Source organism: Cryobacterium zhongshanensis (assembly GCF_022760445.1).
GTDB classification, from domain to species: domain Bacteria; phylum Actinomycetota; class Actinomycetes; order Actinomycetales; family Microbacteriaceae; genus Cryobacterium; species Cryobacterium algoricola.
The window spans coordinates 267,632-293,684 of record NZ_JALGAR010000003.1; the positions used below are offsets into that span (position 1 = coordinate 267,632).

The window sequence follows — 26,053 nt, forward strand, 5'->3', positions numbered from 1 at the left end:
GGCCGGGGCATTCTGCGGTGTGTCAGGCGTGCTGACGAGAGCGCGAGGCAGACCGAGGACTACGCTCGCAACGGGTCCGCAGAACCGGCGGCATCCGCCCGATCGCGCGCGCTCGAAGCCGAGCCGGTGCGAGCACGCCCGAAAGGCTCCTGCCCATGTCCCGTTACGACCTCAGCCTGCCCGAGCTTCGCGACTACCGGCCGGTCGTTGCCGAGCCGGACGACTTCGACGAGTTCTGGGAGGACACCCTCGCGGACGCCCGCCGCTTTCCCGACGAACCGCACCTGACCCGGGTCGATTCGCCGCTGAGCCAGGTCGAGGTCTACGACATGACCTTCAACGGCTTCGCCGGGCAGCCGGTGCGCGCCTGGTTCCTGGTGCCGGCAGGCACGACCGGCCCGCTGCCCGCCGTCGTCGAGTACAACGGCTACGGCGGAGGTCGTGGATTCCCGCACGAGAAACTCGCCTGGGTGACGGCGGGCTACGCCTACCTGTTCATGGACACCCGGGGCCAGGGCAGCGTCTGGGGCTCCGGCGGCGAGACCGCCGACCCGGTCGGCACCGGTCCGTCCGTGCCCGGTTTCGTGACCCGCGGCATCGAACGGCCTCAGGACTACTACTACCGCAGGGTCTTCACGGATGCCGCCCGCGCGATCGACGCCGTGCGCACGCTCGACCGGGTCGACCCGACCCGCGTCGCCGTGTGCGGCGGCAGCCAGGGCGGCGGCATCGCACTCGCGGCCGCTGGCCTGAGCGAAGGGCTCATCGGGGTCATGCCCGAGGTGCCGTTCCTCTGCCACTTCGAACGGGCCGTCGAGATCACCGACGGAGATCCGTACCAGGAGATCGTGCGCTACCTCTCGGTGCACCGCGATCTCGTCGAACAGACCTTCACGACGCTCTCGTACTTCGACGGCGTGAACTTCGCCAAGCGGGCGACGGCTCCCGCCCTCTTCTCCGTCGGGTTGATGGATCCGGTCTGCCCGCCGTCGACGGTCTTCGCCGCGCTCAACCACTACGCGGGCGAGGCAGACATCGAGGTCTACCCGTTCAACCAGCACGAGGGCGGCTCGGGGCACCACTGGCTGCGCCAGGCCGCCTGGCTCGAGGAGCGCATCCTCTAGCCTCTCCGCCGGAGCTCGGCCTGTGGATAACTCGAGCGAGACCGGGTCGGAGTGATCTAGCCTGACCGCATGCGGATCCGCGCGAGGTACCGGCTGGCGACGACGGCTCTTTGTGCCGCCGTCTGCATGGCCGGCCTCCTCGCCCTGTCCGGGTGCGCGCCGTCGCCCGCTCCGATCGCGCCCGTGTCTGCCTCACCGACAGCGGATGCTCCCGCTTTCGCTTCCGACACCGAAGCGCTGGAGGCCGCGCGAACCGCCTACTCCGCCTATCTTGCATTGTCGACGACGGTCGGCCACGAGGGCGGCAAGTCGCCGGAGCGGATGGCTGCGGTAGCAACTGGTGAGGGGCTCGAGTACGAGATCACGACACTGAGGAGTCTCGCTGACAAGGGAGTGCACGGAGTCGGTGAATTCACTTTCGACAGACTTAGGCTGCAATCAGCAGATCTGAATTCCGGTTCAGTGGAGATATATGTTTGCCTTGACGTCTCTGGCACCGATGTTGTCGACAGCTCAGGAATCAGTACAACCTCGCCAGACCGTCCGGTCCGATATCCGCTGCAAGTGAGCTTTCGGATGAACGACTCGGGCCAGCACCTCCTTGTTGAGAATTCTGAATCATGGCTTGGTACAAACTTCTGCTAGCGGGTGGCGCTCTCTTGCCATTCCTGACGGTCACAGGGCTGGTCGTCGGCCAGTCTGCAGTTGACACCCATTGTGGCGATTGGGGGGCATCTACCACGAGCTGCACGAGCCCCCCGCCGACGACTGGTGTCATCAACGGTGGGGGCGTGGACTTGTCCGCGGGATTCGACGCGCAGTCGGGTGGTGGTTCGGGAGCGGCTGGCGGCTCGGGCGCATCCGGCAGTCCGAAGGGCGCGGGCGCTCCGGCCGCAACACCGACGCCGGCCGCAGGGCTGCCGTTCGTGCGGGACGGATTCGCCGTCAACTGCCCGCTCTGCGACCCGAATCTCGTGGTCAGCATCAGCGATCTCGTGAATTTCCCGGCGGCCGTGCCGGGCCAGGGCATGGAACCCAACGGCTGGGCGATCACCGGACTTCCGGCGAACTTCCTGGGCCGGGCATCCGTGCATGTGCGCTCGGGCGTGCTGCTCGGGTTCCCCGCCGACGTGCGCTTCACGCCGATACGGTTTCACTGGGATCTGGGTGACGGCACCGGCATCGACTCCTCGGCCGGCGGCGCGACCTGGGCCGCGCTCGGTGTGCCGGAGTTCACGGACACCGCGACCAGCCACATCTTCCGCTCGACGGGCCGACACACCGTCGTGCTGTCGGTCGTCTACTCGGCCGAGTACCGCGCCGGCGCTCAGCCCTGGCGTCCGGTTCAGGGCACACTCACGATCGCAGCGCCTCCGCTCACCGTCGTCGTCAGCACGGCCGCGACCGTCCTCGTCGGACAGGACTGCACGGCCAACCCGGCCGGACCCGGCTGCTGACCTCGCGCTATTTCCGGCGCGACAGCCGGATGGCCACCACAATGATCGTGACGGCAACCGCCGCGATGAGTACGGCAAACCCCAGCGCCGTCAGGCTCGTCCAGACGGACATTCCCATCACTGCTGCGCCCGTGTTCGGCGCCAGGCTGCGACCATCGTGCGCACTACTTACGGCGCGCGAGCCGAATGGCGATAACGATGATCGCCACAGCACCGGCGGCCATCACGGCGGTCACCCCGATGACGATCAACAGGTGCCAGCCCATCAGGTTGTTCAGCATTCTCCCCCCAGAGGCCGGCTGTCGGACCGGCGATACCAGAAGGCTAGCCGACCCCGGGTTCGAACGCACTCCCTTCTCCGGGGACCTCCCGCGGAGTCCAGCTCCGGGACTGGCCGCGCGCGGACTGCCCTGCACGCACACCAACGCGGAATGATAGGAACTGTGCACCGACACCCTCGCTGGTCGCACCGCAGTTTCGATTCGCCCCACGACCAAGGACGCCCCGCGATGACCGACGTATCCCGCTCCCTCACCATTGATGCCGGTCAGACCGGCATCCGTGCCCTGCTCCGCTCGGCCGACGGGCGCCACGACACCTTCGACTTCGCCGGTATCCGCACCGACCGGGCGCTGATGCCCCAGCTCGCCGATGTCGTCAAGGCCGTCGCGGCGACCGAAAGCGGGCTCTCCGACGACCTCGGAATCCGCACCCTGAGCGCAGGGATTTCCGGTTTCACCCAGTCAGACACCGATGCCGCCGAACTTCGTCATCTCACCCACGGGCTCGGAGTGCGCGACGTGTTCCTCGCCCACGACTCGGTGACCTCCTACCTGGGCGCCCTCGGCGACACCCCGGGTGCCGTGATCGCCGTCGGCACCGGCGTCGTCACGCTCGCGGTCGGCGTGGGCGCCGTCGCCCGGGTCGACGGCTGGGGGTACCTGATCGCGGATGCCGGCAGCGGCTATTGGCTCGGACGTGCCGCCCTCGACGCGGTCATGCGCGACTATGACGGACGCGGCCAGGTGACGGCCCTCCGTGACGCGGTTCAGAAGGAATTCCCGAACCTCGAAACCCTCTACCTCGAGCTGCAGACCGACCCGGCCCGGGTGAGCCGGATCGCGGCGTGGTCACGCTCGGTCACCGCCCTCGCCGACACGGATGCCGTCGCCGCGGCGATCTGCGACGCTGCGGCCGCCGAACTCGCACTCTCGGTGCGCACGGGACTCGAACGGGTGGGCCAGTCGGAGTCCGACTCCCCCGTGATCGGCGGACTCGGGGGCGTGCTCCGGGCACCCGAGATCGCGACCCGCTTCGAGCGCGACCTCCGCGTGGTCTGGCCGGCCGCGGACATCCGCTTTCCCACCGCGAACGGTCTCGACGGCGCCGCGCTCCTGCCGAACCTTCCCGCCACCAGCGCCGTCCTCAGCCTGGTAGCCACGGCCCGCGCCTGACCCGCCCTGACCCGCGCCCGCCCCGCACGTCCGTCGCCCGCCACTCCCACGGTGCGCCACAGACTCCGCGAGGCGGCGACACGATGCTGGGGACCCGGCGTGACGGGCGCGGTTGCCCGAGCGAGCGAGTGCATACGCGTGCTCCCCAGCGTGCGCGCCCCACGTTCCGCGAGAGTACGTTTTTGGCCCTTAAAACCCGGTTTTAGGGGCCAAAAACGTACTCTCGCGGACGAGAATCGGCCCAGTGACCGCGGCGACGCCCTGCAGGCGACCGAACGTGACGGGCGCGGCTACGCGAGCGGGCTTGCGGGGGCAGCGGGGGCAGCGGATGCCGCGGCGACCTGCATCAGGGCGGCCTCGAACGCGACCCACGGCAGCATCGCGCACTTGACCCTGGCCGGATACTTGGACACCCCGGCGAAAGCCGCGGCGTCGCCGAGCACCTCTTCGTCGGGCTCGATCGTGCCGCGGGAACGAAGCAGTTCGCGGAAGGTTGTGACGAGCGCCTCGGCCTCGGCGACGGTCAGTCCGGTCATCGTGTCCGCAAGCACGGATGCCGACGCCATCGAGATCGAGCAGCCGTCACCCCGCCACACGAACTGTTCGATCACGGGAGCGGGGCCGGCGGCATCCGTCACCGCGGCATCCGCTGCGGCACTTGAGCCGGCCCGCACGCCGACGCGAACGGTGATCTCGTCGCCGCAGGTCGTGTTGACCTGGTGCGACTCGGCGAGGCGCAGCCCCGGCGCACCGTCGGCGTCGAACACGCCGAACGGCTCGGCGGACGCGCCATGCCGGTACTTGGCGTGGTCGAGGATGATCTGCTGGTACAGCTGCTGCAGCTCGCTCGAACTCATGGCTTCACTCCAAAGAAGGGGGCGACCTCGTGCATGGCGGCCAGGAACTGGTCGACCTCGACGGTCGTCGTGTAGAGGTACGTGCTGGCACGCGTCGACGCGGTGATGCCGAGTCGGCGGTGCAGCGGCTGGGCGCAGTGGTGCCCGACGCGCACGGCGATGCCGGCCTCGTCGAGGAACTGGCCGACGTCGTGAGCGTGCACCCCGGCGACGTCGAAGGCAGCGAGGCCGATGCGTTCGATTCCGGCGGACGGGCCGAGCACCCGCACACCGGGGATCTCGGCGAGCCCGGCGACGAGGCGCTGGCCGAGTTCGGCTTCGCGGAGGGCGATCCGGTCCATCCCGGTCTCGGTCAGGTAGTCGACGGCGGCGGCGAGGGCGATCGCCTGGGAGATGCGCTGCGTGCCGGCCTCGAAGCGCTGCGGGGGCGCGAGGAACTCGGCGTGCTCCATGTCGACGGTCGTGATCATCGAGCCGCCGGTCAGGAACGGCGGCAGGCCGGCGAGCAGTTCGGCCTTGCCGAAGAGCGCGCCGATGCCCGTCGGGCCGAGCATCTTGTGCCCGGAGAAGACGGCGAAGTCCACGTCGAGCGCTGCGACGTCGACCGGCAGGTGCGGCACGGTCTGGCAGGCGTCGAGCATGACGAGCGCGTCGAAGCGGTGGGCGAGCTCGACGAGCTCGGCGACGGGGTTGATCGTGCCGACGACGTTGGACGCGTGGGTGAAGGCGAGCAGCCGCGTGCGCGGGCCGACGATCGCGGCCGCGGCGGCGAGGTCGAGAGTGCCGTCGTCCAGCACGGGAATGAAGCACAGGGTCGCCCCGGTGCGCAGGGCGAGCTGCTGCCACGGGATGAGGTTGGCGTGGTGCTCCATCTCGGTCACGACGATCTCGTCGCCGGTCCCGATGCGGAACCGGGCGGCATCCGGCCCCCCGAGACCTAGCGAGGCGTTCGAGATCGCGTAGGCGACGAGGTTGACGCCCTCCGTCGCGTTGGACGTCCAGACGAGCTCGTCGGGCTGCGCGCCGATGAAGGCGGCCACGGTCGCCCGCGCACTCTCGAAGACCTCGGTCGCCGCGAATGCCAGTGTGTGCGCACCCCGGTGCACGGCCGCGTTGCGTTGCTCGTAGTACTCCTGCTCGGCTTCCATCACGCTGATCGGGTTCTGCGAGGTGGCCCCGGAGTCCAGATAGTTGAGCGGATGCCCGTTGATGCGCTGCCCGAGGATGGGGAAGTCGTTGCGAATGCGAGCGACCTCCTCTTCGGTCAGCGCCACGGCGGCGGCACGACGGAACGATGGAGCGGAAAGCGTCATGCTCCTAGGTTAAGCCGTCTTCGCGGGATTCGGCCGTCCCGGGGGTGAGGCCGAAGGTGAGGGCCCGGGTGAACTCGGTCAGGGGGTTCGCGAAGACGTCGCGGGTGGGGCCGGCCTCGACGATCCGGCCGTGCTCGAGCACGATGACCCGGTCGGCGAGGGCGAGGGCGTCGAGGGGATCATGGGTGACCAGGATCACGGACCGGTCGGACAGCATCCGGTGCAGCAGCTGGCGCTGGGCCGGTACGGCCGCGACGTCGAGAGAGGTCATCGGCTCGTCGAGCAGCAGCAGGCGCGGCCGGGCGGCGAGGGCGCGCGCGACGGCCACCCGCTGGGCTTGGCCGCCGGAGAGGGCGCCGGGCTTGCGGTCGGCGAGGTCGGCGACGTCCGCGGCGACGAGCCACTCCTCGGCGAGCTCACGCGCCGCGGTCCGGGGTATCCCCGCACTGCGCGGCCCGAAGGCGACGTTGTCGCGAACGGACAGGTGCGGGAACAGGAGCGGCTCCTGGGCGAGGAGCACGGTGCCCCGGGCGTGCGGCGGGGTCCACGTGCCCGTGCGCGGGCGGGCACCGGTGCCGGTGCCGACGGGTCCGCCGGTGCCGGTGCGCGCGCGGCTCGATGCAGCGGATGCCCCGGGCAGGTCGAAGAGAACCTGGCCGGCGAGGCTCGCGCGACCTGAGTCCGGCCGCAGGAGGCCGGCGCTGATCTGCACGACGGTCGATTTCCCGGCCCCGTTGGACCCGAGCAGCGCGACGGTCTCCCCCGGCTGCACGCTGAAGGCGACGTCGAGGTGCCGGCGCGCGAGCACGGCCGCGAATTCGAAGGTCACGACGCGCCCCCTTCGCCGATTCGACTACCGGCCCCGACCGCGCACCCCGGGCCGGCAACGGATTCCGCCCCACGCGCGCCCGCGCACGCCGGGCCGACACCGGATGCCGCCCCGCGCGTGCCCGCGCACGCGGCGGTCACGAGAGGCCTCGCGGCCGGTGGGTCGCCACCATGACGACGACCGCGACCACGACGAGCACGAGCGCGAGGGCGACGGCGGCATCCGGATCCGTCTCGCGCTGCAGGTAGATTTCGAGCGGCAGGGTGCGGGTGACACCCTCGAGGCTGCCCGCGAACGTCAGGGTCGCACCGAATTCACCGAGCGCACGCGCGAAGGCGAGCACGGCCCCCGAGACGAGCCCCGGCACGACGAGCGGCAGGGTTACCCGCCAGAACACGGTGTTCGGGGCGGCGCCGAGGGTCGCGGCGACGGCCTCGTACCGCGCGCCCGAGGCCCGCAGCGTCGCCTCGACACTCAGCACGAGGAACGGGAGCGCGACGAACGCTTGGGCCAGTACGACGGCCGTCGTCGAGAACGCGATCTGGATTCCGAGCACCTCGAAGGTCTGGCCGAGCAGTCCGCGCCGCCCGAACGTCGAGAGCAAAGCGATTCCGCCGACGACGGGCGGCAGCACGAGCGGCAGCAGCACGAATGCCCGCACGAGCCGCTGGCCGCGGAACCGGCTCCGGGCGAGCACGACCGCCATCGGCACCCCGAGCAGCAGGCAGAGCGCCGTGCTCGCCGCGGCCGTGCGGAGGCTGAGCAGCAGCGCGGCGATCGCGGACGGCGAGGTGACGAGCGCGCCGAAGTTCGCCCAGTCGACCCGGGCCGTCATCCCGACGATCGGCAGAACGATGAAGAGCGCTCCGACGGCCGCGATCGCGACGATCCAACGCGGCACGCCGAGCACCTCGGTATCGTCCCGCGTGGTTCGGGCGCGGGACCTCGTCCCGCCGAAGACGTTCGTCACTGAGTAGCGCCCCACGCGAAATACGCCCGAACCGGGCCAAGCTGATGGAGGTGGGCGCGAGCGCGGCGCGCGCGAACAAGGCCTGTCCGCCCGGGGCCGATCTGAGATGGCCCGATCTGAGCGGGGCCGAACGGAGCGAGGCCGACTCGGAGCGGGCCGGTACCAGTGGATGCCGGGCGGCGGGCATTCGAGAGGGTCGCGCCGGTCATGGGGTGCCGAAGCCGGCGGCGGCGAGCACCCTGTGTCCGGTAGGCCCGGTGACGAAGGCGGCGAAAAGGCCGGCGAGCTCGGAGTGGGCGCTCCCGGCGACGACGCCGATCGGATACGAATTCACGGCAGTGCCGGATTCGCTGAACGGGATGCCGAGGACGCTCGTGCCCGCGGCGGCGACGTCCGTGACGTAGACGAGGCCGGCATCCGCTTCGCCTGAGGAGACCTTGCCGAGCACGTCGGTGACGGCGTTCTCCTCGCTGACCGGGGTGAGGTTCACGCCGGTCGCCTTCTCGATCGTGGCGGTCGCGGCGCCGCAGGGCACCTGGGCGGCGCAGACGACGACCTTGGTGCCGGGGTCGGCGAGGCCGGCGAAGGTCGTGACGCCGGCCGGGTTGCCCGGCGGAACGGCGATTTCAAGGGTGTTGGTCGCGAAGACGGTCGGCGTTCCTGTGACGAGGCCGGCGGCGGTGAGCTTGGCCATGTTCTTGGTGTCGGCCGAGGCGAAGACGTCGGCGGGGGCGCCCTCGGTGATCTGGGTGACGAGGTCGGATGATCCGGCGAAGTTGAGCGCCACGGTCACGCCGGGGTTCGCGGCCTCGAACTCGGTCGCGAGCTCGGTGAAGGTCTTCTTCAGGGAGGCGGCGGCGAAGACGGTCAGGGTCTCCGGGGCACGGCTCGCGGCGGTCGTCGTCGACCCGGCGGATGCCGCGGTCGACGCGGATGCGGACCCACCGACCCCGGCCGGGCCGGCGCACGCCGTCGTCAGCGCGGCGGCCGCAAGGACCACGAGCGAGGCACGAAGGTACCGGCGAGCGTCGTGACGGTGAGCTCTCACGAATGCTCCGGGGGGATTTCGACGATCACGGTCGTGGCCTTCACGACGGCCACGGCGACGGACCCGGGCACGAGGCCGAGTTCCCGCACGGCCTCGGTGCTCATCAGGGAGACGACGCGGTGCGGCCCGCACTGCAGCTCGACCTGGGACATCACCGGGTCGCTCACGACCCGGGTGACGAGTCCGACGAACCGGTTGCGGGCCGAACTCGCCGTTCCGGACGGGTCGGTCGGCACGGCGGCGTGTTCGGTGGCGAGGCGGGCGAGGTCGACGCCGTCGACGACCATGCGTCCCGCAGCATCCGTCGTGGCGGGCAGCACGGCGTTGTCGATCCAGCGACGCACCGTGTCGTCGCTCACGCCGAGGAACCCGGCGGCCTCACGAATCCGTATTTGCGACATATGCAGCACTATATTCCCTCATCTGCGGATTTGTCCTGGGTCCGGCGTCGATTGCCTCTCCGTGCGGCACACTGGGAGGATGACGACGAAGGCCCCAACGGATGCGACGCCGCGCGTCGCGCAGATCATCGTCGCGTCGACCCGCGCGGCGGCCGGCGTCTACCCGGACCGCACCGGGCCGGTCATCGAGACTTGGCTCCTCGACAGGGGCTGGAGCGTGGCCGCCCTCGACGTCGTGCCGGACGGCGACCGCGTCGGCCAGGCCCTCGGTGCGGCGATCGCCGCGCACTGCGACCTCGTCATCACGACCGGCGGCACCGGTGTGAGCCCGCACGACGAAACGCCCGAGCAGACCCTGCCGCACCTCGACCGGCTCATCCCGGGACTGGCGGAGGAGCTCCGCCGCCGCGGCGCGGCATCCACCCCCCTTGCACTGCTCTCCCGCGGCTACGTCGGCGTCGCCCGCGGTCGGACCGTGGTCGTGAACCTACCCGGCTCGACCGGCGGCGTGCGCGACGGCCTCGCCGTGCTCGACGACGTGCTCCCCCACCTCATCGACCAGCTCCACGGCCTCGACCACACCCCCTGAGCCGCCTCCTCCACGCGGCGACGCACCGCCCGCCGCACCGCCCCGAGACGTAACGTCGGAGATTTTCCCGACCCGCGGCATCCGCTGCCCGGATCCTCCGCGTGTCGCAAGAATCTCCGACGTTATCGAGGCCACCGGACGACTCAACGGGAGTGCAGGCCCGAGCGGATACTGCTCGCCCGATTCGGTTTCCAGCGACGAGAATCTCCGTCGGATTGGTGAGGGGTGGGGCCGCCAGAGCTCACTCCGGCGCGGCCCCGGACGGGGACGGGTACCGTGGACGAAACCCGCCCGGAAATGCGGTTGACTGGATACTCGGCGCCGGACGACTGGAGCAGCGATGGACCTCAATACCGTTGTGACGATCACGCCCGCCCGCGTGCGTTCCGACCTCTCGGCGCTCGGCGACACCGTCGCCCCGCTCGCCGGCGGCTCGGAGCTGTTCGCCGATCCCCGAGCGCATCTCACCGGCCTCGTCGACCTGCAGGCGTTCGGCTGGCCCGCGCTCACCGTCACCGGTGCCGGCCTCGAGATTGCCGCGACGTGCACCCTCGCCCAGCTCGCGGCGCTCCCTGCGGGGCCGGGCTGGACCGCGCATCCGCTGCTCCTCGAATGCTGCACCGCCCTCTACGGTTCCTTCAAGGTCTGGAATGTCGCAACCGTCGGCGGCAACCTCGCCACGGCCCTGCCCGCCGGCCCGATGACGAGCCTCGCCGCGGCCCTCGACGCCGAGGTGCTCATCTGGCGCCGCGACGGCAGCGACGCGCGCCTCCCCGCCGCAGACTTCGTCACCGGCAACATGACGACGGTGCTCGGCACCGGCGACGTGCTGCGCTCCATCCACATCCCGGAGGCCTCGCTCCGCGCCCGCACCGCGTTCCGTAAGATCGCACTCTCGCCGATCGGCCGCTCGGGCGCCGTCGTCATCGGCCGCCTCGACCGCGACGGCCGCTTCACCCTCACCGTCACGGCCGCGACCCTGCGGCCCGTGCAGCTCCGCTACGACGCGATCCCGGCCGCGGCCGAGCTCCGCGCCGACGTCGCAGGCATCGACGCCTGGTTCACGGATGCCCATGGCGCGGCCGACTGGCGCGCCGCGGTCAGCGCCGTGCTCGCCGAGGAGATCCGTCACCAGCTCGAGGCCCCGGAATCCGGCACCACCCCGATCGAAAGCGAGGCCCGCCCGTGAGATTCGAGATCAACGGCCAGTGGGTCGACGGCGCGGCTGCCCCCGGACAGTGCCTGCGCACCTTCCTGCGCGAACTCGAGCACTTCGAGGTGAAGAAGGGCTGCGACACCGGCGACTGCGGCGCCTGTTCGGTGCTCGTCGACGGCACTCCGGTGCACTCCTGCATCTACCCGGCTTTCCGCGCCGAGGGCACCGCGATCACGACCGCCGCAGGTCTCGGCAACCCGGGCTCCCTCGCTCCCGTGCAACAGCGCTTCGTCGACCACGCCGGATTCCAGTGCGGCTTCTGCACCCCGGGCATGGTCGTGACCGCCTCCACGCTCACCGAGCACGACCTCGAGGATCTCCCGCGCCTGCTCAAGGGCAACATCTGCCGCTGCACGGGATACCGCGCGATCGACGACGCCATCCACGGGCGGCACACCCCGGCCGACGGCACGGCCCCGTGCGCCCTCCCGCCCGACGGCCTCGGCCCCGTGGTCCGCACCGGAACCCGCGCGACGCCCCAGGCCGAGCGGACGCCCACCGCGCCCACCGCGCCCGCGCGCGGCTACGTCGGCTCCTCGACACACGCCCCCGCGAGCGAGCGGGTCGTGAGCGGCCTCGAACCGTACACGCTCGACATCGCGGTGCCCGGCCTGCTGCACGTCAGCGTGCTGCAGAGTCCGCACGCGCACGCCCGCATCCGCTCGATCGACACCGGGCGAGCCGCGGCCCTGCCCGGCGTGCACGCGGTCCTCACCCACACCGACTCCCCCGCGACCCTGTTCTCGACGGCCCGGCACGAGGACCGCACCGACGACCCCGACGACACCCTCGTCTTCGACCGGGTGCTGCGTTTCCGCGGCCAGCGGGTCGCGGCCGTCGTCGCGGACACCGTCGCGATCGCCGAGGCCGCCTGTCGGCTGATCGAGGTCGAGTACGACCTCCTCCCCGCCGTCTTCGACCCGGTCCTCGCCGCGGCGCCCGGCGCTCCCCTCGTGCACGGCGAGAAGGATGCCGCCGCGAGCCGCGTCGCCGACCCCTCCCGTAATCTCGTGGCCGAGTTGCACGGCGAGTACGGCGACCTCGAGGCCGGTCTCGGCGAGGCGACCCACCTCGTCACGGGTACCTGGCAAACCCAGCGGGTCGCCCACACCCACCTCGAGACCCACGGCACGATCGGTTGGCTCGAACACGCCGGCACCCCCGAGCAGCGGCTGGTACTGCGGACGAGCTCGCAGGTGCCGTTCCTCGTGCAGCGTGAGATCTGCCACATCTTCGACCTCGACCCGGCCGCGGTCCGCGTCTTCACCGCGCGCGTCGGCGGCGGGTTCGGCGGCAAGCAGGAGATCCTCACCGAGGACCTCGTCTCCCTCGCGGTCCTCGCGACCGGGCGCCCGGTGCAGTACGAGTTCAGCCGCTCCGACGAGTTTCGGGTCGCGCCCACCCGGCATCCGATGCGGGTCGGCGTCACCCTCGGAGCGACCGACGACGGCCGGCTCACCGCCCTCGCCCTCGACCTGCTGAGCGACACCGGCGCATACGGCAACCATGGGCCCGGCGTGATGTACCACGGCAGTTCCGAGTCGGTCAGCCTCTACTCCGTGCCCAACAAGCGAGTGGATGCCCGCAGCGTCTACACGAACAACCTCCCGTCGGGCGCCTTCCGCGGCTACGGACTCGGCCAGGTCATCTTCGGCGTCGAGTCGGCACTCGACGATCTCGCCCGCGACCTCGGCGTGAGCCCCTTCGACCTGCGCCGGCTGAACTCGGTGCGGCCGGGCGACCCGCTCGTGGTCACCCACGTCGAGGGCGACGACCTCATCTTCGGAAGCTACGGCCTCGACCAGTGCCTCGACCTCGCCGAGGCGGCCCTCGCCCGCGGCAACGGCGTTCCCGTGCCCACCGGACCGGAGTGGCGGGTCGGCGAGGGCATGGCGACCGCGATGATCGCGACGATCCCCCCGCGCGGACACTTCGCCCAAGCATCCGTCACCCTCTGCGCCGACGGCCGCTACGCCGTACGCGTCGGCACCGCCGAGTTCGGCAACGGCACCACGACCGTGCACACCCAGCTCGCCGCGACCGCGCTCGGCACGAGCCCCGACCGCATCGACATCCTCCAGTCCGACACCGACACGATCGGCTACGACACCGGCGCCTTCGGCTCGGCCGGCGTCGTCGTCGCCGGCAAGGCTGTGCTGGGTGCGGCGACCGCACTCGCGGCCCTGCTCCGGCAGGCGGCGACGGATGCCCGCCCCGGCACCCCTGCGGACGCCTGGATCCTCGAGCCCGACGGCCTCCGCTGCGGCAGCACCGCCGTCTCCCTCACGGAGCTCGCCGCCCGCGCGGCGGCCGGCCCGCACGCGAGCGACTCATCCGTCAGCACGCCCGCCGACGAGGCGTCGGCCGGCGCTACACCGGTCGACCCGGCGTCCGTCGGCTCCGCCCCTGCGACTGCCGCCACAACGCCCGCCGCAGCGCCTGACCCGGAGCCGTCCTCCATGGTCCTCCGCGGCACGAGCTCCGAGGACGGCGCCGTGCGCTCGGTCGCCTTCAATGTGCAGGCCTTCCGGGTCGCCGTGAGCGCCCTCACCGGCGAGGTCCGCATCCTGCAGTCGATCCAGGCCGCGGATGCCGGTGTCGTGATGAACCCGGCGCAGTGCCGCGGCCAGATCGAAGGCGGCGTGGCCCAGGCGATCGGCACGGCGCTCTACGAGGAGGTCCAACTCGACGGCGCGGGCACGGTGACGACGAGTGTGATGCGTAACTACCACGTGCCCCTGCTCGCGGACCTGCCAGTCACCGAGGTGTACTTCGCGGAGACGAGTGACGAGCTCGGCCCGTACGGCGCCAAGTCGATGAGCGAGTCGCCGTACAACCCGGTCGCCCCCGCGCTCGCGAACGCGGTCCGCGACGCGATCGGCATCCGCCCCTACGAGCTGCCGATGTCCCGCGACCGGATCTGGCGCCTGATGCACCCCTGACAGTCACCTTTCCGGTCGAGAGCGCCCGTTGCGCCGGCATCTCTCGACCGGAACGGCCACCCTCACTACGCGGCCGCGGGAGGAAGGGTGGGCGACGCGAGCAGCAGGTGGTAGGCGTCCGGGCCGCGTCCAACCCGGAGGTGCCGGGTCTGCACGAGCCCGGCGCTCTCGAGGGCTGCGGTGATCTCCTCGGTCGGCCGCACCCGGAAGCCGTACTCGATCACGGGCATCCGCTGCATCGCTGCCGGGTCGAACACGCCGACGACGAGCCGGCCGCCGGGCCGGAGCACCCGCGCGAACTCCGCCGCCGCCCGGCCAAGGTCGGGCAGGAAGTAGAAGGTGTTGAGGGTGATCACCCCGTCGAGGCTCGCGTCCGCCAGCGGCAGGTACTCCATCGACGCCTGGAACAGCGACAGCCGACCGGCGGTGAGCGCGTCCCGAAACCGCCGGTGCGCGGCATCCAGCATGGTCTCCGAGCGGTCCACCCCGTCGACGTGCCCGTCGGGTCCGACCCGCTCGAGCAACAGCTCGATCCCGACACCGCCGCCGAAGCCGACGTCGGCGAGCCGGGATCCGGGCGCCGCCTCAAGCGCGTTCACGGCGGCGAGGATGATTCCCCGGTTCCGTCGGTTGAGCATCCGCCCGACCAGCCGGCCGCGCCACCCGCTCGGATGCCCGAGCTGCTCCGCAAGTGCCCGGAGCATGGGTGCGGGAGTTTTGAGGGTGCCCATCGGCTTGCGGTTCCGCGGAGTGTCCATGCCAGGAACAGTAGCCCCGTGCCGGTGCGCCCACTACGGCCGTCGCAACCGTCGCACGCCAGACTTAGGCCCCGGTGCTGCTCTCCATGCCCATCCGGCGCAGCACGAGGTTCTCCACGAGCTGGGCGACGCCGTACAGAACGATAGACACGAGCGTGATCGCCACGACGGATGCCCACACCTCGTAGTTCTTCACCTGGGCGACCGCGATCACGATGCCGTGGCCGAGGCCCTGCCCGGTGGAGAGCCATTCGGCGAGAAGTGCGCCGGTGATCGCACCGGGGATCGAGATCTTGACGGCCGCGAAGAACGACGGCAGCGAGCTCGGCAGCGCCACCTTGCGGAGCGCCGTGAACGCGTTGCCGCCGTACACGGCGATGACGTCGTTGATCTGCGGCGACGACGATCGCAGGCCGAAGGCGATGTTCACGAGAGCGGGGAACAGCACCACGATCGCGCCCATCACGACGACGAGGCTCGGCCCGCGCCCGGTGATCAGGCTGATCACCGGCACGAGAGCGACAAGAGGCACCGAGCGCAAGAGCAGGGCGATCGGCATCAGCGCGCTCTCGATGCCGCGGGAGAGCGTGAACGCGATCGCGAGCACGAGGGCGACGACGAGTCCGGCAACGAAGCCGAGGAAGGCATCCCCGAGGGTGACCGTGAGGTTGGTCAGGATCGTCGCGCGGTTGACGGCGGCGTTCGGAACGGTGAAGAGCCAGTTCCAGACGTCGAGGGGTCCTTTGGCGATGAACGGGGACACCCCGAGCAGCAGGATCAGGCCCTGCCAGGCGACGAGGACGATGACGAGGGTGATCAGGCCGGTGAGCGCGGCGCGCCCGACGACGGCGCCCAGGCCGCGGACGACCTTCGCAGTGCTCGGCGGGCGAGCCGCCGACATGGTTTCGAGGGTCATCAGGAGTTCCGTCCCGTCAGCCAGGGTGTCGCGAGCCTGCTGATCAGCCCGAAGAGGCCGTAGCCAAGGCCCGCCAGAAGGCCGGCGACGAGCGCGAGCCCCCAGACCCGGTCCACGTTCGCCGCTGACCCGGCCGCGAGCATCGCGATGCCGAGGCCGCGGTCGACGCCGCCGAGGTATTCGCCGAGGATCGCGCCGAGCAGCGCGGCGGGAGCGGCGATCTGCAGCGCGGAGAGCACGCTCGGCAGCCCGGCCATCAGCCGCACCTTGCGCAGCTGCATGAACCGGCCGCCGCCGTAGACGCTGACGAGGTCAAGGCTCGCGGGGGTCGCCGCCTTGAGGCCGACGAGGGAACCGACGACGGTCGTGAAGAACACAGACATCGCGGCGAGGAAGATCGCGGTGCCGGAGAGTTCACCGCCGCGCGGGGCGCCGATCACGATGTAGGCGATCGGGCCGATCGCGACGATCGGGATGCAGTAGGTGATGACCGCGATCTGCAGGGCGACCTTCTCGATCCGCGGCACGACGAGCACAAGGCCGGCGAGCACCAGAGCGGCCGCGTTGCCCCAGAGGAACCCGACGGATGCCTCGCCGACGGTGATCGACACATGCGAGAGGTAGAACGCCCAGCCGTCCGAGACCAGCTGGGAGAGGACGGCGCCGGGGGTCGGGATCGCGCCGCCCGGGACGGTGCCGATGCCGCGGAAGACCGTGGTCGCACCGAGCCACCACAGGGCGACCACGACGACCACGCCGATCAGCCCGGTCGCCCATGACGGGAGAGTGCGGAACGAGGCGAAGCCGCGCATCAGTCCGTCTCCGCCACGGAAAGGGCGTCGGGGCTGAAGAGGAGTTCGGAGGCGCGGTCGTGCAGGGCGTGGAATTCGTGGGAGCGCATCATGTCCGGATGCCGCGGGCGGGGCAGGTCGATGTCGATGACCTCCTTGATGCGGCCGGGTCGGGGGCTCATCACCGCGACCTGGTCGGAGAGGAAGATCGCCTCCGAGATGCCGTGCGTGACCATCATCGTGGTCGCGGGCTTCTCGGTCCAGATCCTGAGGAGTTCGATATTGAGGCGCTGGCGGGTCATGTCGTCGAGGGCGCCGAAGGGCTCGTCGAGCAGCAGCACGGAGGGCTTCAGCACGAGGGACCTCGCGATGGACACCCGCTGCCGCATGCCGCCGGAGAGCTGGGCGGGCTTGGCGTGTTCGAAGGCGGTGAGCCCGACCAGGTTGATCAGTTCGGAGACGTAGTCCTCGTCGATGGGCATCCGTGCGACCTCGAAGGGAAGCTTGATGTTGCCGCGCACGCTGCGCCAGGGCAGCAGCGCGGCGTCCTGGAACGCGATGCCGAGTTCGTGGCCGCTGCGAAGCTCGGCCGGCGTCTTGCCGTCGACCTTCGCGGTGCCGCTCGTGGGTTCCTCGAGGCCGGCGAGGATCCGCAGGATCGTGGACTTCCCGCAGCCCGACGGGCCGAGCAGGGACAGGAAACTGCCCTTGTCGGTGTGCAGGGTCGCGTCTTCGAGCGCGGAGACTTCTTTCCGGCCCACGGTGAAGACCTTGTGGAGCCCGGAAATGTGGAGGCCGGTGCCCAGAGCGTTGCTCTGGACACCGGCATCGGTCGTACTCACAGGGTGTGTTCCTTTACTGGGCGTCGGCGGTCACTTTCGGGGCGGCCGCGTTTCGATGTTCCTGCGTAATGCTGGTTGTGCTGGTGATGCTGGTCTGGCTGGTGGTGCTGGTGCGCCCCGGAGGGAACGACCTACTTGGCGTAGTTGACCAGGTCGGGGTTCTCGGCGTAGACCTCGGACAGCAGGCTCATGTCGAAGAGTTTGTCGGCCGTGATGGTGACACCGGCGGCAGCGAGCGTCTTGATGCTCTCCTGCTGCAGCTTATCGCTGATGGTGAACAGGCCGTTCTTGACGGTGTCGTCGCTGACCACGAGGTCCTTCGACTGGATCGTGGCCTGCTTGGTCTCCTTCTCGATGGTGAGACCGAGGTCTGCGCCGTACTTGTCGATCGTGAGCTTGGCAGCGGCGGCGGGGTCCTTGATGGCAGCGGCCCAGCCCTTGATCTCGGCGATCAGGAGGCCCTTGAGCTTCGCACGGTCACCCGAGATCTCCTTGTCGGACGCGGTGAAGGTCTCCGCGACGAACGGGAGGCCGTTGTCGGCGAGGGGCAGGTTGACCGGACCGAGGCCCTTGAGGTCGGCGTCGATGCCCTCGTTGGTGAGGTACGAGAACCAGCCGTCGACCTCGCCGTTGAAGAGCGGGGTCGGGTCGTACTCGACGGGGACGGTGGTCAGCGAGGTCGGGTCGATGTTGTTGACCTTGAGGAACGCGTCCCAGAGGCTCTGGTTGCTCGCCTGCACGCCGATCTTCTTGCCCTTGAGGTCGGCGAGCGTCTTGATGTTGCCCACCTTGGCGAGCGAGAGGATCGAGAACGGGTTCTTCTGGTACGTGGCGCCGATGATCTTGATCGGGGCGCCCTCGTTCGCGACGACCGTTCCGGTGGAGATCGCGTTGCCGATGCCGAGGTCGACGGTTCCGGAGATGACGCCCGCCTCAGCGGATGCCGGGCCGGCGATGAGGTCGACGGAATCGAAGCCGGCCTTGGTGAAGTCGCCGTTGGCGTCGGCGAGGAACTCGCCCATGAACTCGGTGTTCTTGATCCAGGACAGCTGGATGCTCGCGGTGCCGAAGGACGCGGGGGCGCCGGCGGTTGCGGAGGTCGCGGGAGTGGAGCTCGTTGCGCAGGAGGTGAGCGCGATGGTCACGACCGCCGCAGCAGCGATGCCCTGCAGGATGCGACGGGCGGGACGCCCTGCCGGTGAACGGTGTGCTGTTAAACCTTGGGTCCGGGTCATGAAGCTGTTCCTCTCGATGGTGCTCGTGGGGTGCCGTCGGGGTGCCGTCAGGGAAAACGGCTGCTGTGATACCGTGCGGCACACGTGCGGGTTCCCTGAATTTAGACCCCGCAGATGACGCTGCGACCTCGACAGTGTTTCCGTCGTGTTGCAGCATTCTGGGTAACCGTTGCGGGAGGAAAAGTGCATCTGCCGCGTGATACGGTCACGGCGTCCGCCCGAAAAGGAGCCCCGATGCCGTCCGTTACTGAGCCTACTGCCGCGTTTGTGTCCGGATTGCCCAAAGCAGAGCTGCATGTGCACCTCGAAGGCACCCTCGAACCCGACCTCAAACTCGCCCTCGCCACCCGCAACGGAGTGGACATCGGCCAGTCGACGGTCGAGGAGGTGCGCGCGAGTTACGCCTTCGACTCCCTCGCGAGTTTCCTCGCGGTCTACTACCCCGCGATGGATGTGCTGGTCACCGAGCAGGACTTCTACGACCTCGCCACCGCGTACTTCCGCCGCGCCGCCGCAGACGGCGTGCGCCACGTCGAGGCCTTCTTCGACCCGCAGGCGCACACCACGCGCGGCGTGCCCTTCGAGACCGTCATTTCGGGGCTGCACCGTGCTGCAGCGGATGCGGTCGGTTACGGCCTCTCCGCCGACCTGATCCTCTGTTTCCTGCGTGACGCATCCGCTGAGAGCGCCCACGAGACCCTGCTGGCCGCCCTCCCCTACCGCGACCTGCTCGTCGGGGTCGGGCTCGACTCCGACGAACGCGGCAATCCCCCGGCGAAGTTCGCCGAGGTCTTCCAGCTCGCCCGCGACGCCGGCCTCAAGCTGACGATGCACTGCGACATCGACCAGGTCGGCAGCATCGAGAACATCCGCCAGGTGCTCGGCGAGGTCAGGGTCGACCGGATCGACCACGGCACGAACATCCTCGAAGACCCGGCGCTCGTCGCCCTCGTCCGGGAGCGGCGGATCGGCCTGACCTGCTGCCCGGTCTCGAACAGCTTCGTGACCGCGGACATGAAGGCGCGAGAGATCGTCGAGCTGCTCGGCCTCGGGGTGCTCGTCACCCTCAACTCCGACGACCCCGCGTACTTCGGCGCCTACGTGGCAGACACCTACACGGCGTTCGCCCGGCAGGCCGGCGTCGGCAGGGACGAGCTCGTGCAGCTCGCCCGGAATTCCTTCGAGGCGAGCTGGCTCTCCGCTTCCGAGCGTGCGGGCTACCTCGCCGAGATCGACGCCTTCCTCGAGGCGAACCCGGCCTGACCAGGCCTGACCCGGCCTGACCCGACCCCGCCCGTTCCCGTCGACCGCGCGGTGTTTCGCCGCCCGCCGCACCGCCCGCGTTTCGGGCATTCGCCGAGTGTGTGACGATCGCGTTTCACGAGTCCCGATTGGCACCCTGAGGTCCTCATCAGGGTGTTTGCTAGACCATCTGGCCGGCTCACGGCCGGGGATTCCAGCTGGCAGGAGGACCGATGCGCGAACGAGTCGACCGGGTGATCCGTTCGGACGCCGTGCTCACCCCCGCCGGTTTCGTGCCGGGGGCGGTGACGATCACGGGCGGGGCCGTCACCGCGATCCTGCCGATCGACGAGCCCGTCGACACCCGACCGATCGCGGAGTCCGGCCTGTCCGACGGTGCGGCCACGGACCTCCGTCTGCCGACGGGCCGGGTGCTGCTTCCCGGTCTCGTCGACACCCACGTGCACGTCAACGAGCCCGGCCGCACGGACTGGGAGGGCTTCGCGAGCGCCACCCGTGCCGCAGCGGCCGGCGGTGTCACGACCCTGATCGACATGCCGCTCAACAGCATCCCGCCGACGACGACGGTCCGCGGACTCGAGCTCAAGCGTGCGGCAGCCGGCCCGCAGGCGAGCGTCGACGTCGGCTTCTGGGGCGGGGCGGTTCCCGGCAACCTCGGCACCCTGCGCGACCTGCACGACGCCGGCGTCTTCGGGTTCAAGGCCTTCCTCTCCCCCTCCGGCGTCGACGAGTTCCCGGCGCTCTCCTCCGCAGAGCTTCTGACGGCCGCCGCCGAGATCGCCGCGTTCGGCGGCCTGCTGCTCGTGCACGCCGAGGATCCCGCCGAGCTCGACGCCGCCCCGCCCGCCCACGGGCGCTCCTACGCCGGGTTCCTCGCGAGCCGCCCGCCGCAGGCCGAGACCAGCGCGATCGACCGGGTGATCGACGCGGTGCGCCGCACCGGCGTGCGCGCGCACATCCTGCACCTCTCGGCGGGCGCCGCGCTGCCGCGGCTCCGTGCGGCGCGGGCGGCGGGCCTGCCGATCACGGTCGAGACCTGCCCGCACTACCTGTCCTTCGCCGCGGAGCAGATCCCCGACGGCGCCACGGCCTTCAAGTGCTGCCCGCCGATCCGGGACGCCGCGAACCGGGAACTGCTCTGGGCGGCCCTCCTCGATGGCACGATCGATTTCGTGGCCTCCGACCACTCGCCGGCGACCCGGGAGCTCAAGCTCGGCCACGACGGCGACTTCGGTCTCGCCTGGGGCGGGATCTCCGGCCTCGAGCTGAGCCTGCCCGCGGTCTGGACGGCCGCCCGCGCCTCCGGGATCGGCCTCGACGGGGTGCTCGGCTGGATGTCGGCCGCGACGGCGCGCTTCGCGGGGCTGCCCGGCAAGGGGTCGATCCGGCCGGGGGCGGATGCCGACCTCGTCTCCTTCGCGCCGGAGGAGTCGTTCACGGTCGACGTCGGTGCCCTGCGGCACAAGAACCCGGTGAGCGCCTTCGACGGTGCGACGCTGACGGGCCGGGTGCACACCACCTGGCTGGCCGGTGCTGTCGTGCACGACACCGGGGTGGGAGACGACGGAACGTCCGGGGCCACCTCGCCCGCGGCATCCGCCCACCCGGAACGCCCTCCCCGCGGCGCCCTGCTCCGCCGCCAGACGCCTAAGCCCTGATTCCCCACCCCTTCCCCACCCTCCAGAAGGAGCACCATCCGATGTCGATCATCCTCGGACCCAACCGGTACGGAAAAGCGGAAAACCGGGTCGTGCGCATCTACCGCGACTCGCCGCGGCACGAGATCCACGACATCAGCGTCTCGACCGCGCTCCGCGGCGACTTCGCCCGGGCGCACCTCGCGGGCGACCAGCTGAACGTGCTGCCGACCGACACCCAGAAGCAGACCGCGTACTCCTTCGCCAAGGAGAAGGGGCTGCTCTCGATCGAGAGCTACGGGCTCGACCTCGCCACCCACTTCGTGGACACGGTCGAGCCCGTGCACAACGCCCGGGTCGAGATCGAGGAATTCGCCTGGCAACGGGTGCTCGTCGACGGCAGCGAGCACGACCACACCTGGGTGCGACGCGGCCAGGAGGTGCGCACCGCAGCGATCACGGTCGAGGGCATGGGCGCTGACCGGCGCAGCTGGGTGATCGGCGGTCTCAAGGACCTCGTGATCCTCAAGTCGACCGGCTCGGAGTTCGCCGGCTTCATGCAGGATCCGTACACGCTCTTGCAGCCCACCTCCGACCGGGTGATGGCGACCTCGCTCACGGCCGGCTGGCGGTTCGCCACGACGGATGCCGACTGGGAAGCCACCTACGCCGGCATCAAGCAGGTGCTCGTCAGCCAGTTCGCGACCGTGCACTCCCTCGCCCTGCAGCAGACGCTCTTCGAGATGGGGCGCGCCGTGCTCGAGGCGTTCCCGGTCATCGCCGAGGTGCGCCTGTCCGCGCCGAACAAGCACCACTTCCTCTACGACCTCTCCCCCTTCGGCGTCGCCAACGACAACGAGGTGTACCACGCCGCCGACCGCCCCTACGGGCTGATCCAGGCGACCGTGCTGCACGACGACGCCGCGGACGCCGGGCCCGCCTGGGACTCGTACACCGGGCTCGTCTAGCTGCGCGGCGTCCGGTTGCCCCAGCCCATACGATTGCCGTGATGAGTACCCCAGCGCACGCCCCGGCTCCCGGCTCCACGCCGTCCCGCGCGGCCTCGGCCCCCGGTCGCGTCTACCGCGGCCACGTCTTCCACATCGCGGGATCCCCGGTCGTCGCCGACGCCAGGGAGCACCTCGTCTCGGTGCCGGACGGCGCCCTCGTCACCGCTCCGGACGGCACGATCGCCTGGGTCGGGCCGTTCGCCGAGCTCCCGGCCGGCTTCCGCGACCTCCCGGTGACCGACAACCGCGGCGGGTTCATCCTGCCGGGCTTCGTCGACACCCATCTGCACTACCCGCAGACGTACTCGACCGATGCCTACGGCGGCGGCCAGCTGCTCGAATGGCTCGACAACTGCGTGTTCCCCGCGGAGACCCGGCTGCAGGACCCCGAGTTCGCGGCGCGGATCGCCCGCGATTTCACCCGGCGCCGCGTCGCGGCCGGCACCACGAGCGCCCTCGTCTTCGGGTCGGCGTTCCCTCACGCCCAGGACGCCCTCTTCGCCGAGAGCCGGGCCGCCGGCCTGCGCCTGGTCAGCGGGCGCGGCGTGCAGACGGTCGGGTCCGGCCCTGCCGCCGCACTCCTCACCGGCGAGACCGAGGCCCTCGACCTGATCGGCGCGGAAATCGACCGCTGGCACGCCGTCGACACCGGCGACCCCACGACGGCGCTGCTTCAGGTCGCGGTCGTACCCCGGTTCAGCCTCTCGGTGACCCCGACGACCCTCGCCGGCCTCGGCGAGCTCTACGACGACGCGCGCGAACGCGGCGTGTACTTCCACTCGCACCTCAACGAGAACAACCGCCCGGGCACCGGCGAGATCGACGCCGTGAAGGCGGTGTACGGGGTCGACACCTACCTCGACACCTACGACGGGCTGTTTCTGCCGGGATCGCAGCGGGGCGGGTCGAGCCTGCTCGGGCGGCGCAGCATCCTCGCCCATGCGGTGCACTGCGAGGATGCCGAGCTCGCCCGCCTCGCCGAGACCGGCACCTCGGTGGCGCACTGCCCGACCTCGCAGCAGTTCCTCGGCTCCGGCACGATGCCGTGGCTGCGCACGACGTCGTTCGGCGTGAACGTCGCGATCGGCTCGGACATCGGCGCCGGCGACGAGTGGCTGATCTCGCGGGTGCTCAACGACTGCTTCAAGGTGCACCTGTCGGAGCCGGGCGATGCCGGGCTCTCGCTCGACCCGGCCGCGCTGCTCTTCACCGGGACCCTCGCCGGCGCCAGGGCCCTCGACATGGAGGCCCGGTTCGGCAACTTCGACGTGGGCAAGGACGCCGACTTCCTGCTCATCGAGCCGGACCGCTGGGAACCGCTCGCGACCGTGCTGAACCGCGGCATCCGGGCGGACGACGAGCGGATGGCCACGGACCAGACCCTCTTCGCCCTGCTGCTCGCGCTGCGCCAGCCCGCGATCACGGGAGTGTTCGTGCGCGGCCGCCGCGTGCAGGCCCCCGAGTAGCGCGCCCCGCCCGCCCGCGACACCGCAACACATCGGGGCGCGCTCGCCTCGGCGGTGCGGGTCAGCGCGGCCGGCGAATGCCGCGTGGGTCAGGTTCGTGGGTCAGCTGCCGCGGTACGTCGAGTAGGCGAAGGGGCTGAGCAACAGCGGCACGTGGTAGTGCGCGGCCGGGTCGTTCAGGTCGATGGTCACCGAAATTTCCGGGTACAGGGTCGGCTGGCCGGTGCCGGCGAAGTAGCGCCCGGTGTCGAAGGTGAGGCGGTACCGACCCGCGGGAAGAGCGGCCGGGCCGAGCACGGAGACCCGGCCGTCGGCATCCGTGCCGGCGCTTGCGAGCGAGTGCCAGCCGGACTCGAGTCGCTGGTCGAGCTCGACGGGAACGCCGGCGGCGGGCCGGCCGGACACGGCATCGAGCACGTGGGTCGTGATGCGGCTTCGGGGCGCGATGTTCCCGGAGTCGGAAGCCGAGGCCGTGGTTGCCTCGGTCCCGATGGCGGTGCTTGGGCGTGTGCGGGTGCTCGTGTCGGTGGCAGCCGCGGTCGCGGCAACGACGTCCGCCACGACCGCCGAGACGACGTCCCGGTCGGCCGGCGCATCGGCGGAGCCGCCTGCGGTCGCGCGCTCGGCGGCGACCCGCTCGGCGACGGTACCGGCGAGCGTGGCCAGCCGGAGCAGGGCGATGTCGCGCAGCTCGGTGCCGACGATCTTCAACTCGGCGGCGTCGTCGAGCGCGAGGCGCCGGTGCAGTTCGGCGAGGATCTCGGTGCGCGACCGGCCGGCGGCGCGGATCAGGAAGACGCGGCCGAACCGCTCCTCGTACGCCCGGTTGCCCTCGGCGATGGCGGCCGCGAGGGTGGCGTCTGTGGCGTCCGACGAGGACTGCTCGCGGCGGGAGAATCGCGCGGACGGCGAGTCGCCACGGGCCGTCTCGCCGATCCGCGGATGCCCGGACAGGGCTTCGTCGATCTCGCTGCGGCTGAGCGGCGTCGCGGCCGTGCGGGCGGCGGCGAGCAGGGCAGCCGCGGACTCGAACGGTGACTGTGCCGCGACCTCATCGGCCCAGCGGGGTACGGCCAGGCAGGTCAGGAGCGCCTCGCGAAGCTCAGGTGTCGACATCCTCTTCATGAAAGCTCTCCTCGTCCTGGTCCAGCCTAGAGCGCCCGCGGCGACAGCGCATACGATGGCGGACATGGTGGATGCAGACGCAGCGCGCGACCGGGCGGATGCCGGGAAAGCCCCGGTCGCGGGCATTCTGCTGGCAGCGGGGGCCGGTTCCCGGTTCGGGCAGCCGAAGGCGCTCGCGCGCGGCGCCGACGGTGTGCCCTGGCTCGTGCGGACGGCCGGCGTGCTGCGGGCGGCAGGCTGCGCGCCGGTGATCGTCGTGCTCGGGGCCGAGTCCGCCGCGGCCGTCGAGCTGCTGGCCGAGGCGGGCCTGATCGACGGGTCGGCCCCTGCGCCGGCCGGGCCCGAGTTCGAGTTCGAGTTCGACCGTGGCACGGTCGTCGTGCAGGCCGCCGACTGGGCCGACGGGCTGTCGGCCTCACTGCGTGCGGGGATCGGCACGGCCCTGAGCCTCGCCGGGGCCGTGGCCGCCGTCGTCGTGGTCCCCGTTGACGTCCCCGACCTCGACGCCGCGACGGTCGCGCGGGTGCTCGACGCTGACGCGGGCGTGACCCGCGACAGCCTGAGGCAGGCCGTGTTCGGCGGCCGACCCGGGCATCCGGTGCTGATCGGCCGCGCACACTGGGAGCCGCTGCGGACGCAGCTCACCGGCGACACCGGGGCGCGCCCGTATCTCCGCGCGCACGACGTGTTCCCTGTCGAGTGCGGCGACCTCACGACGGGCGCCGACGTCGACACCCGCCCCAGCGTCCCCGAGGCATAACTCCTGCACATTCCCGGCCGGCAGGAGGCCCCGGAAACACGGGCCGGTCT

Annotated in this window: 24 protein-coding genes; 12 read left to right on the plus strand and 12 right to left on the minus strand. The window is 70.9% G+C overall.

Annotation, left to right across the window (positions count from 1 at the left end):
• Positions 1 to 155 precede the first annotated feature (155 nt).
• The 4 genes from MQH31_RS12860 to MQH31_RS12875 all read left to right on the plus strand — a co-directional run bounded on the left by MQH31_RS12860 (position 156) and on the right by MQH31_RS12875 (position 4,035).
• Positions 156 to 1,124, plus strand: a complete 969-nt coding sequence (locus tag MQH31_RS12860) for an acetylxylan esterase (protein ID WP_243012366.1) — start codon at positions 156 to 158, stop codon at positions 1,122 to 1,124.
• A 69-nt stretch (positions 1,125 to 1,193) separates the two neighbouring features.
• Positions 1,194 to 1,769: a hypothetical protein gene (locus tag MQH31_RS12865; RefSeq protein WP_243012367.1), complete on the plus strand. Its 576-nt coding sequence runs from the start codon at positions 1,194 to 1,196 to the stop codon at positions 1,767 to 1,769.
• Between the two features lie 146 nt (positions 1,770 to 1,915).
• Entirely contained in the window at positions 1,916 to 2,581 is a 666-nt protein-coding gene (locus MQH31_RS12870) for a hypothetical protein (protein ID WP_243012368.1), read from the plus strand.
• Positions 2,582 to 3,090: 509 nt separating this feature from the next.
• Positions 3,091 to 4,035: an N-acetylglucosamine kinase gene (locus MQH31_RS12875; RefSeq protein WP_243012369.1), complete on the plus strand. Its 945-nt coding sequence runs from the start codon at positions 3,091 to 3,093 to the stop codon at positions 4,033 to 4,035.
• A gap of 290 nt (positions 4,036 to 4,325) precedes the next feature.
• Here MQH31_RS12875 and sufU read toward each other — a convergent pair whose 3' ends face one another.
• From sufU to MQH31_RS12905, 6 genes are all read right to left on the minus strand, one after another.
• Positions 4,326 to 4,892, minus strand: coding sequence for a Fe-S cluster assembly sulfur transfer protein SufU (gene sufU, locus MQH31_RS12880; protein WP_243012370.1), 567 nt, complete (start codon positions 4,890 to 4,892; stop codon positions 4,326 to 4,328).
• Positions 4,889 to 6,205, minus strand: a complete 1,317-nt coding sequence (locus MQH31_RS12885) for a SufS family cysteine desulfurase (protein ID WP_243012371.1) — start codon at positions 6,203 to 6,205, stop codon at positions 4,889 to 4,891. Before MQH31_RS12885 ends, sufU begins: the two co-directional genes overlap by 4 nt.
• Positions 6,206 to 6,209: 4 nt before the next feature.
• Positions 6,210 to 7,034 carry an ATP-binding cassette domain-containing protein gene (locus MQH31_RS12890; protein WP_372488155.1) on the minus strand — a complete coding sequence of 275 codons (825 nt, stop codon included), beginning with the start codon at positions 7,032 to 7,034 and terminating at the stop codon, positions 6,210 to 6,212.
• A gap of 136 nt (positions 7,035 to 7,170) precedes the next feature.
• Positions 7,171 to 7,944 (minus strand): ABC transporter permease, encoded by a 774-nt coding sequence (locus tag MQH31_RS12895; protein WP_243012589.1) that lies wholly within the window; start codon positions 7,942 to 7,944, stop codon positions 7,171 to 7,173.
• Between the two features lie 265 nt (positions 7,945 to 8,209).
• Complete coding sequence (modA, locus tag MQH31_RS12900) at positions 8,210 to 9,052, minus strand: molybdate ABC transporter substrate-binding protein (RefSeq protein WP_372488156.1); 843 nt, start codon at positions 9,050 to 9,052, stop codon at positions 8,210 to 8,212.
• Positions 9,049 to 9,453 (minus strand): TOBE domain-containing protein, encoded by a 405-nt coding sequence (locus tag MQH31_RS12905; RefSeq protein WP_243012372.1) that lies wholly within the window; start codon positions 9,451 to 9,453, stop codon positions 9,049 to 9,051. Before MQH31_RS12905 ends, modA begins: the two co-directional genes overlap by 4 nt.
• Positions 9,454 to 9,532: 79 nt before the next feature.
• Between MQH31_RS12905 and MQH31_RS12910 the strand changes: the two genes are divergently transcribed.
• The 3 genes from MQH31_RS12910 (at position 9,533) to MQH31_RS12920 (ending at position 14,200) form a co-directional block, all read left to right on the plus strand.
• A complete protein-coding gene (locus MQH31_RS12910; RefSeq protein ID WP_243012373.1) occupies positions 9,533 to 10,042 on the plus strand; it encodes a MogA/MoaB family molybdenum cofactor biosynthesis protein in 510 nt (169 codons plus the stop codon).
• A gap of 340 nt (positions 10,043 to 10,382) precedes the next feature.
• Positions 10,383 to 11,231, plus strand: a complete 849-nt coding sequence (locus MQH31_RS12915) for an FAD binding domain-containing protein (RefSeq protein ID WP_243012374.1) — start codon at positions 10,383 to 10,385, stop codon at positions 11,229 to 11,231.
• The gene (locus tag MQH31_RS12920; protein WP_243012375.1) at positions 11,228 to 14,200 is read left to right on the plus strand and encodes a molybdopterin-dependent oxidoreductase; all 2,973 of its coding nucleotides are present in this window, start codon (positions 11,228 to 11,230) and stop codon (positions 14,198 to 14,200) included. Before MQH31_RS12915 ends, MQH31_RS12920 begins: the two co-directional genes overlap by 4 nt.
• A gap of 65 nt (positions 14,201 to 14,265) precedes the next feature.
• Here the strand turns inward: MQH31_RS12920 and MQH31_RS12925 are convergent, their stop codons facing one another.
• The 5 genes from MQH31_RS12925 to MQH31_RS12945 all read right to left on the minus strand — a co-directional run bounded on the left by MQH31_RS12925 (position 14,266) and on the right by MQH31_RS12945 (position 18,742).
• Complete coding sequence (locus MQH31_RS12925) at positions 14,266 to 14,958, minus strand: class I SAM-dependent methyltransferase (RefSeq protein ID WP_243012376.1); 693 nt, start codon at positions 14,956 to 14,958, stop codon at positions 14,266 to 14,268.
• Between the two features lie 64 nt (positions 14,959 to 15,022).
• Positions 15,023 to 15,874, minus strand: a complete 852-nt coding sequence (locus MQH31_RS12930) for an ABC transporter permease (RefSeq protein ID WP_241976424.1) — start codon at positions 15,872 to 15,874, stop codon at positions 15,023 to 15,025.
• A complete protein-coding gene (locus MQH31_RS12935; RefSeq protein ID WP_134536442.1) occupies positions 15,874 to 16,686 on the minus strand; it encodes an ABC transporter permease in 813 nt (270 codons plus the stop codon). Before MQH31_RS12935 ends, MQH31_RS12930 begins: the two co-directional genes overlap by 1 nt.
• The gene (locus MQH31_RS12940) at positions 16,686 to 17,507 is read right to left on the minus strand and encodes an ABC transporter ATP-binding protein (protein WP_243012377.1); all 822 of its coding nucleotides are present in this window, start codon (positions 17,505 to 17,507) and stop codon (positions 16,686 to 16,688) included. Before MQH31_RS12940 ends, MQH31_RS12935 begins: the two co-directional genes overlap by 1 nt.
• Before the next feature lie 131 nt (positions 17,508 to 17,638).
• A complete protein-coding gene (locus MQH31_RS12945) occupies positions 17,639 to 18,742 on the minus strand; it encodes an ABC transporter substrate-binding protein (protein WP_243012378.1) in 1,104 nt (367 codons plus the stop codon).
• A gap of 234 nt (positions 18,743 to 18,976) precedes the next feature.
• Between MQH31_RS12945 and add the strand changes: the two genes are divergently transcribed.
• From add to MQH31_RS12965, 4 genes are all read left to right on the plus strand, one after another.
• Positions 18,977 to 20,005: an adenosine deaminase gene (add, locus tag MQH31_RS12950; protein WP_243012379.1), complete on the plus strand. Its 1,029-nt coding sequence runs from the start codon at positions 18,977 to 18,979 to the stop codon at positions 20,003 to 20,005.
• A gap of 212 nt (positions 20,006 to 20,217) precedes the next feature.
• Complete coding sequence (allB, locus tag MQH31_RS12955) at positions 20,218 to 21,663, plus strand: allantoinase AllB (RefSeq protein WP_243012380.1); 1,446 nt, start codon at positions 20,218 to 20,220, stop codon at positions 21,661 to 21,663.
• A gap of 41 nt (positions 21,664 to 21,704) precedes the next feature.
• Positions 21,705 to 22,610: a factor-independent urate hydroxylase gene (gene pucL, locus MQH31_RS12960; RefSeq protein WP_243012381.1), complete on the plus strand. Its 906-nt coding sequence runs from the start codon at positions 21,705 to 21,707 to the stop codon at positions 22,608 to 22,610.
• Between the two features lie 41 nt (positions 22,611 to 22,651).
• Positions 22,652 to 24,118 carry an amidohydrolase family protein gene (locus MQH31_RS12965; RefSeq protein ID WP_243012382.1) on the plus strand — a complete coding sequence of 489 codons (1,467 nt, stop codon included), beginning with the start codon at positions 22,652 to 22,654 and terminating at the stop codon, positions 24,116 to 24,118.
• 102 nt (positions 24,119 to 24,220) lie between these two features.
• On the opposite strand, the gene uraD is transcribed toward MQH31_RS12965, so the two are convergent.
• Positions 24,221 to 25,243: a 2-oxo-4-hydroxy-4-carboxy-5-ureidoimidazoline decarboxylase gene (gene uraD / locus MQH31_RS20890; protein WP_308196455.1), complete on the minus strand. Its 1,023-nt coding sequence runs from the start codon at positions 25,241 to 25,243 to the stop codon at positions 24,221 to 24,223.
• Positions 25,244 to 25,307: 64 nt separating this feature from the next.
• Here uraD and MQH31_RS12980 point away from each other — a divergent pair, with 64 nt between their 5' ends.
• Positions 25,308 to 26,003, plus strand: a complete 696-nt coding sequence (locus MQH31_RS12980) for a nucleotidyltransferase family protein (RefSeq protein ID WP_243012383.1) — start codon at positions 25,308 to 25,310, stop codon at positions 26,001 to 26,003.
• Positions 26,004 to 26,053: the final 50 nt, after the last annotated feature.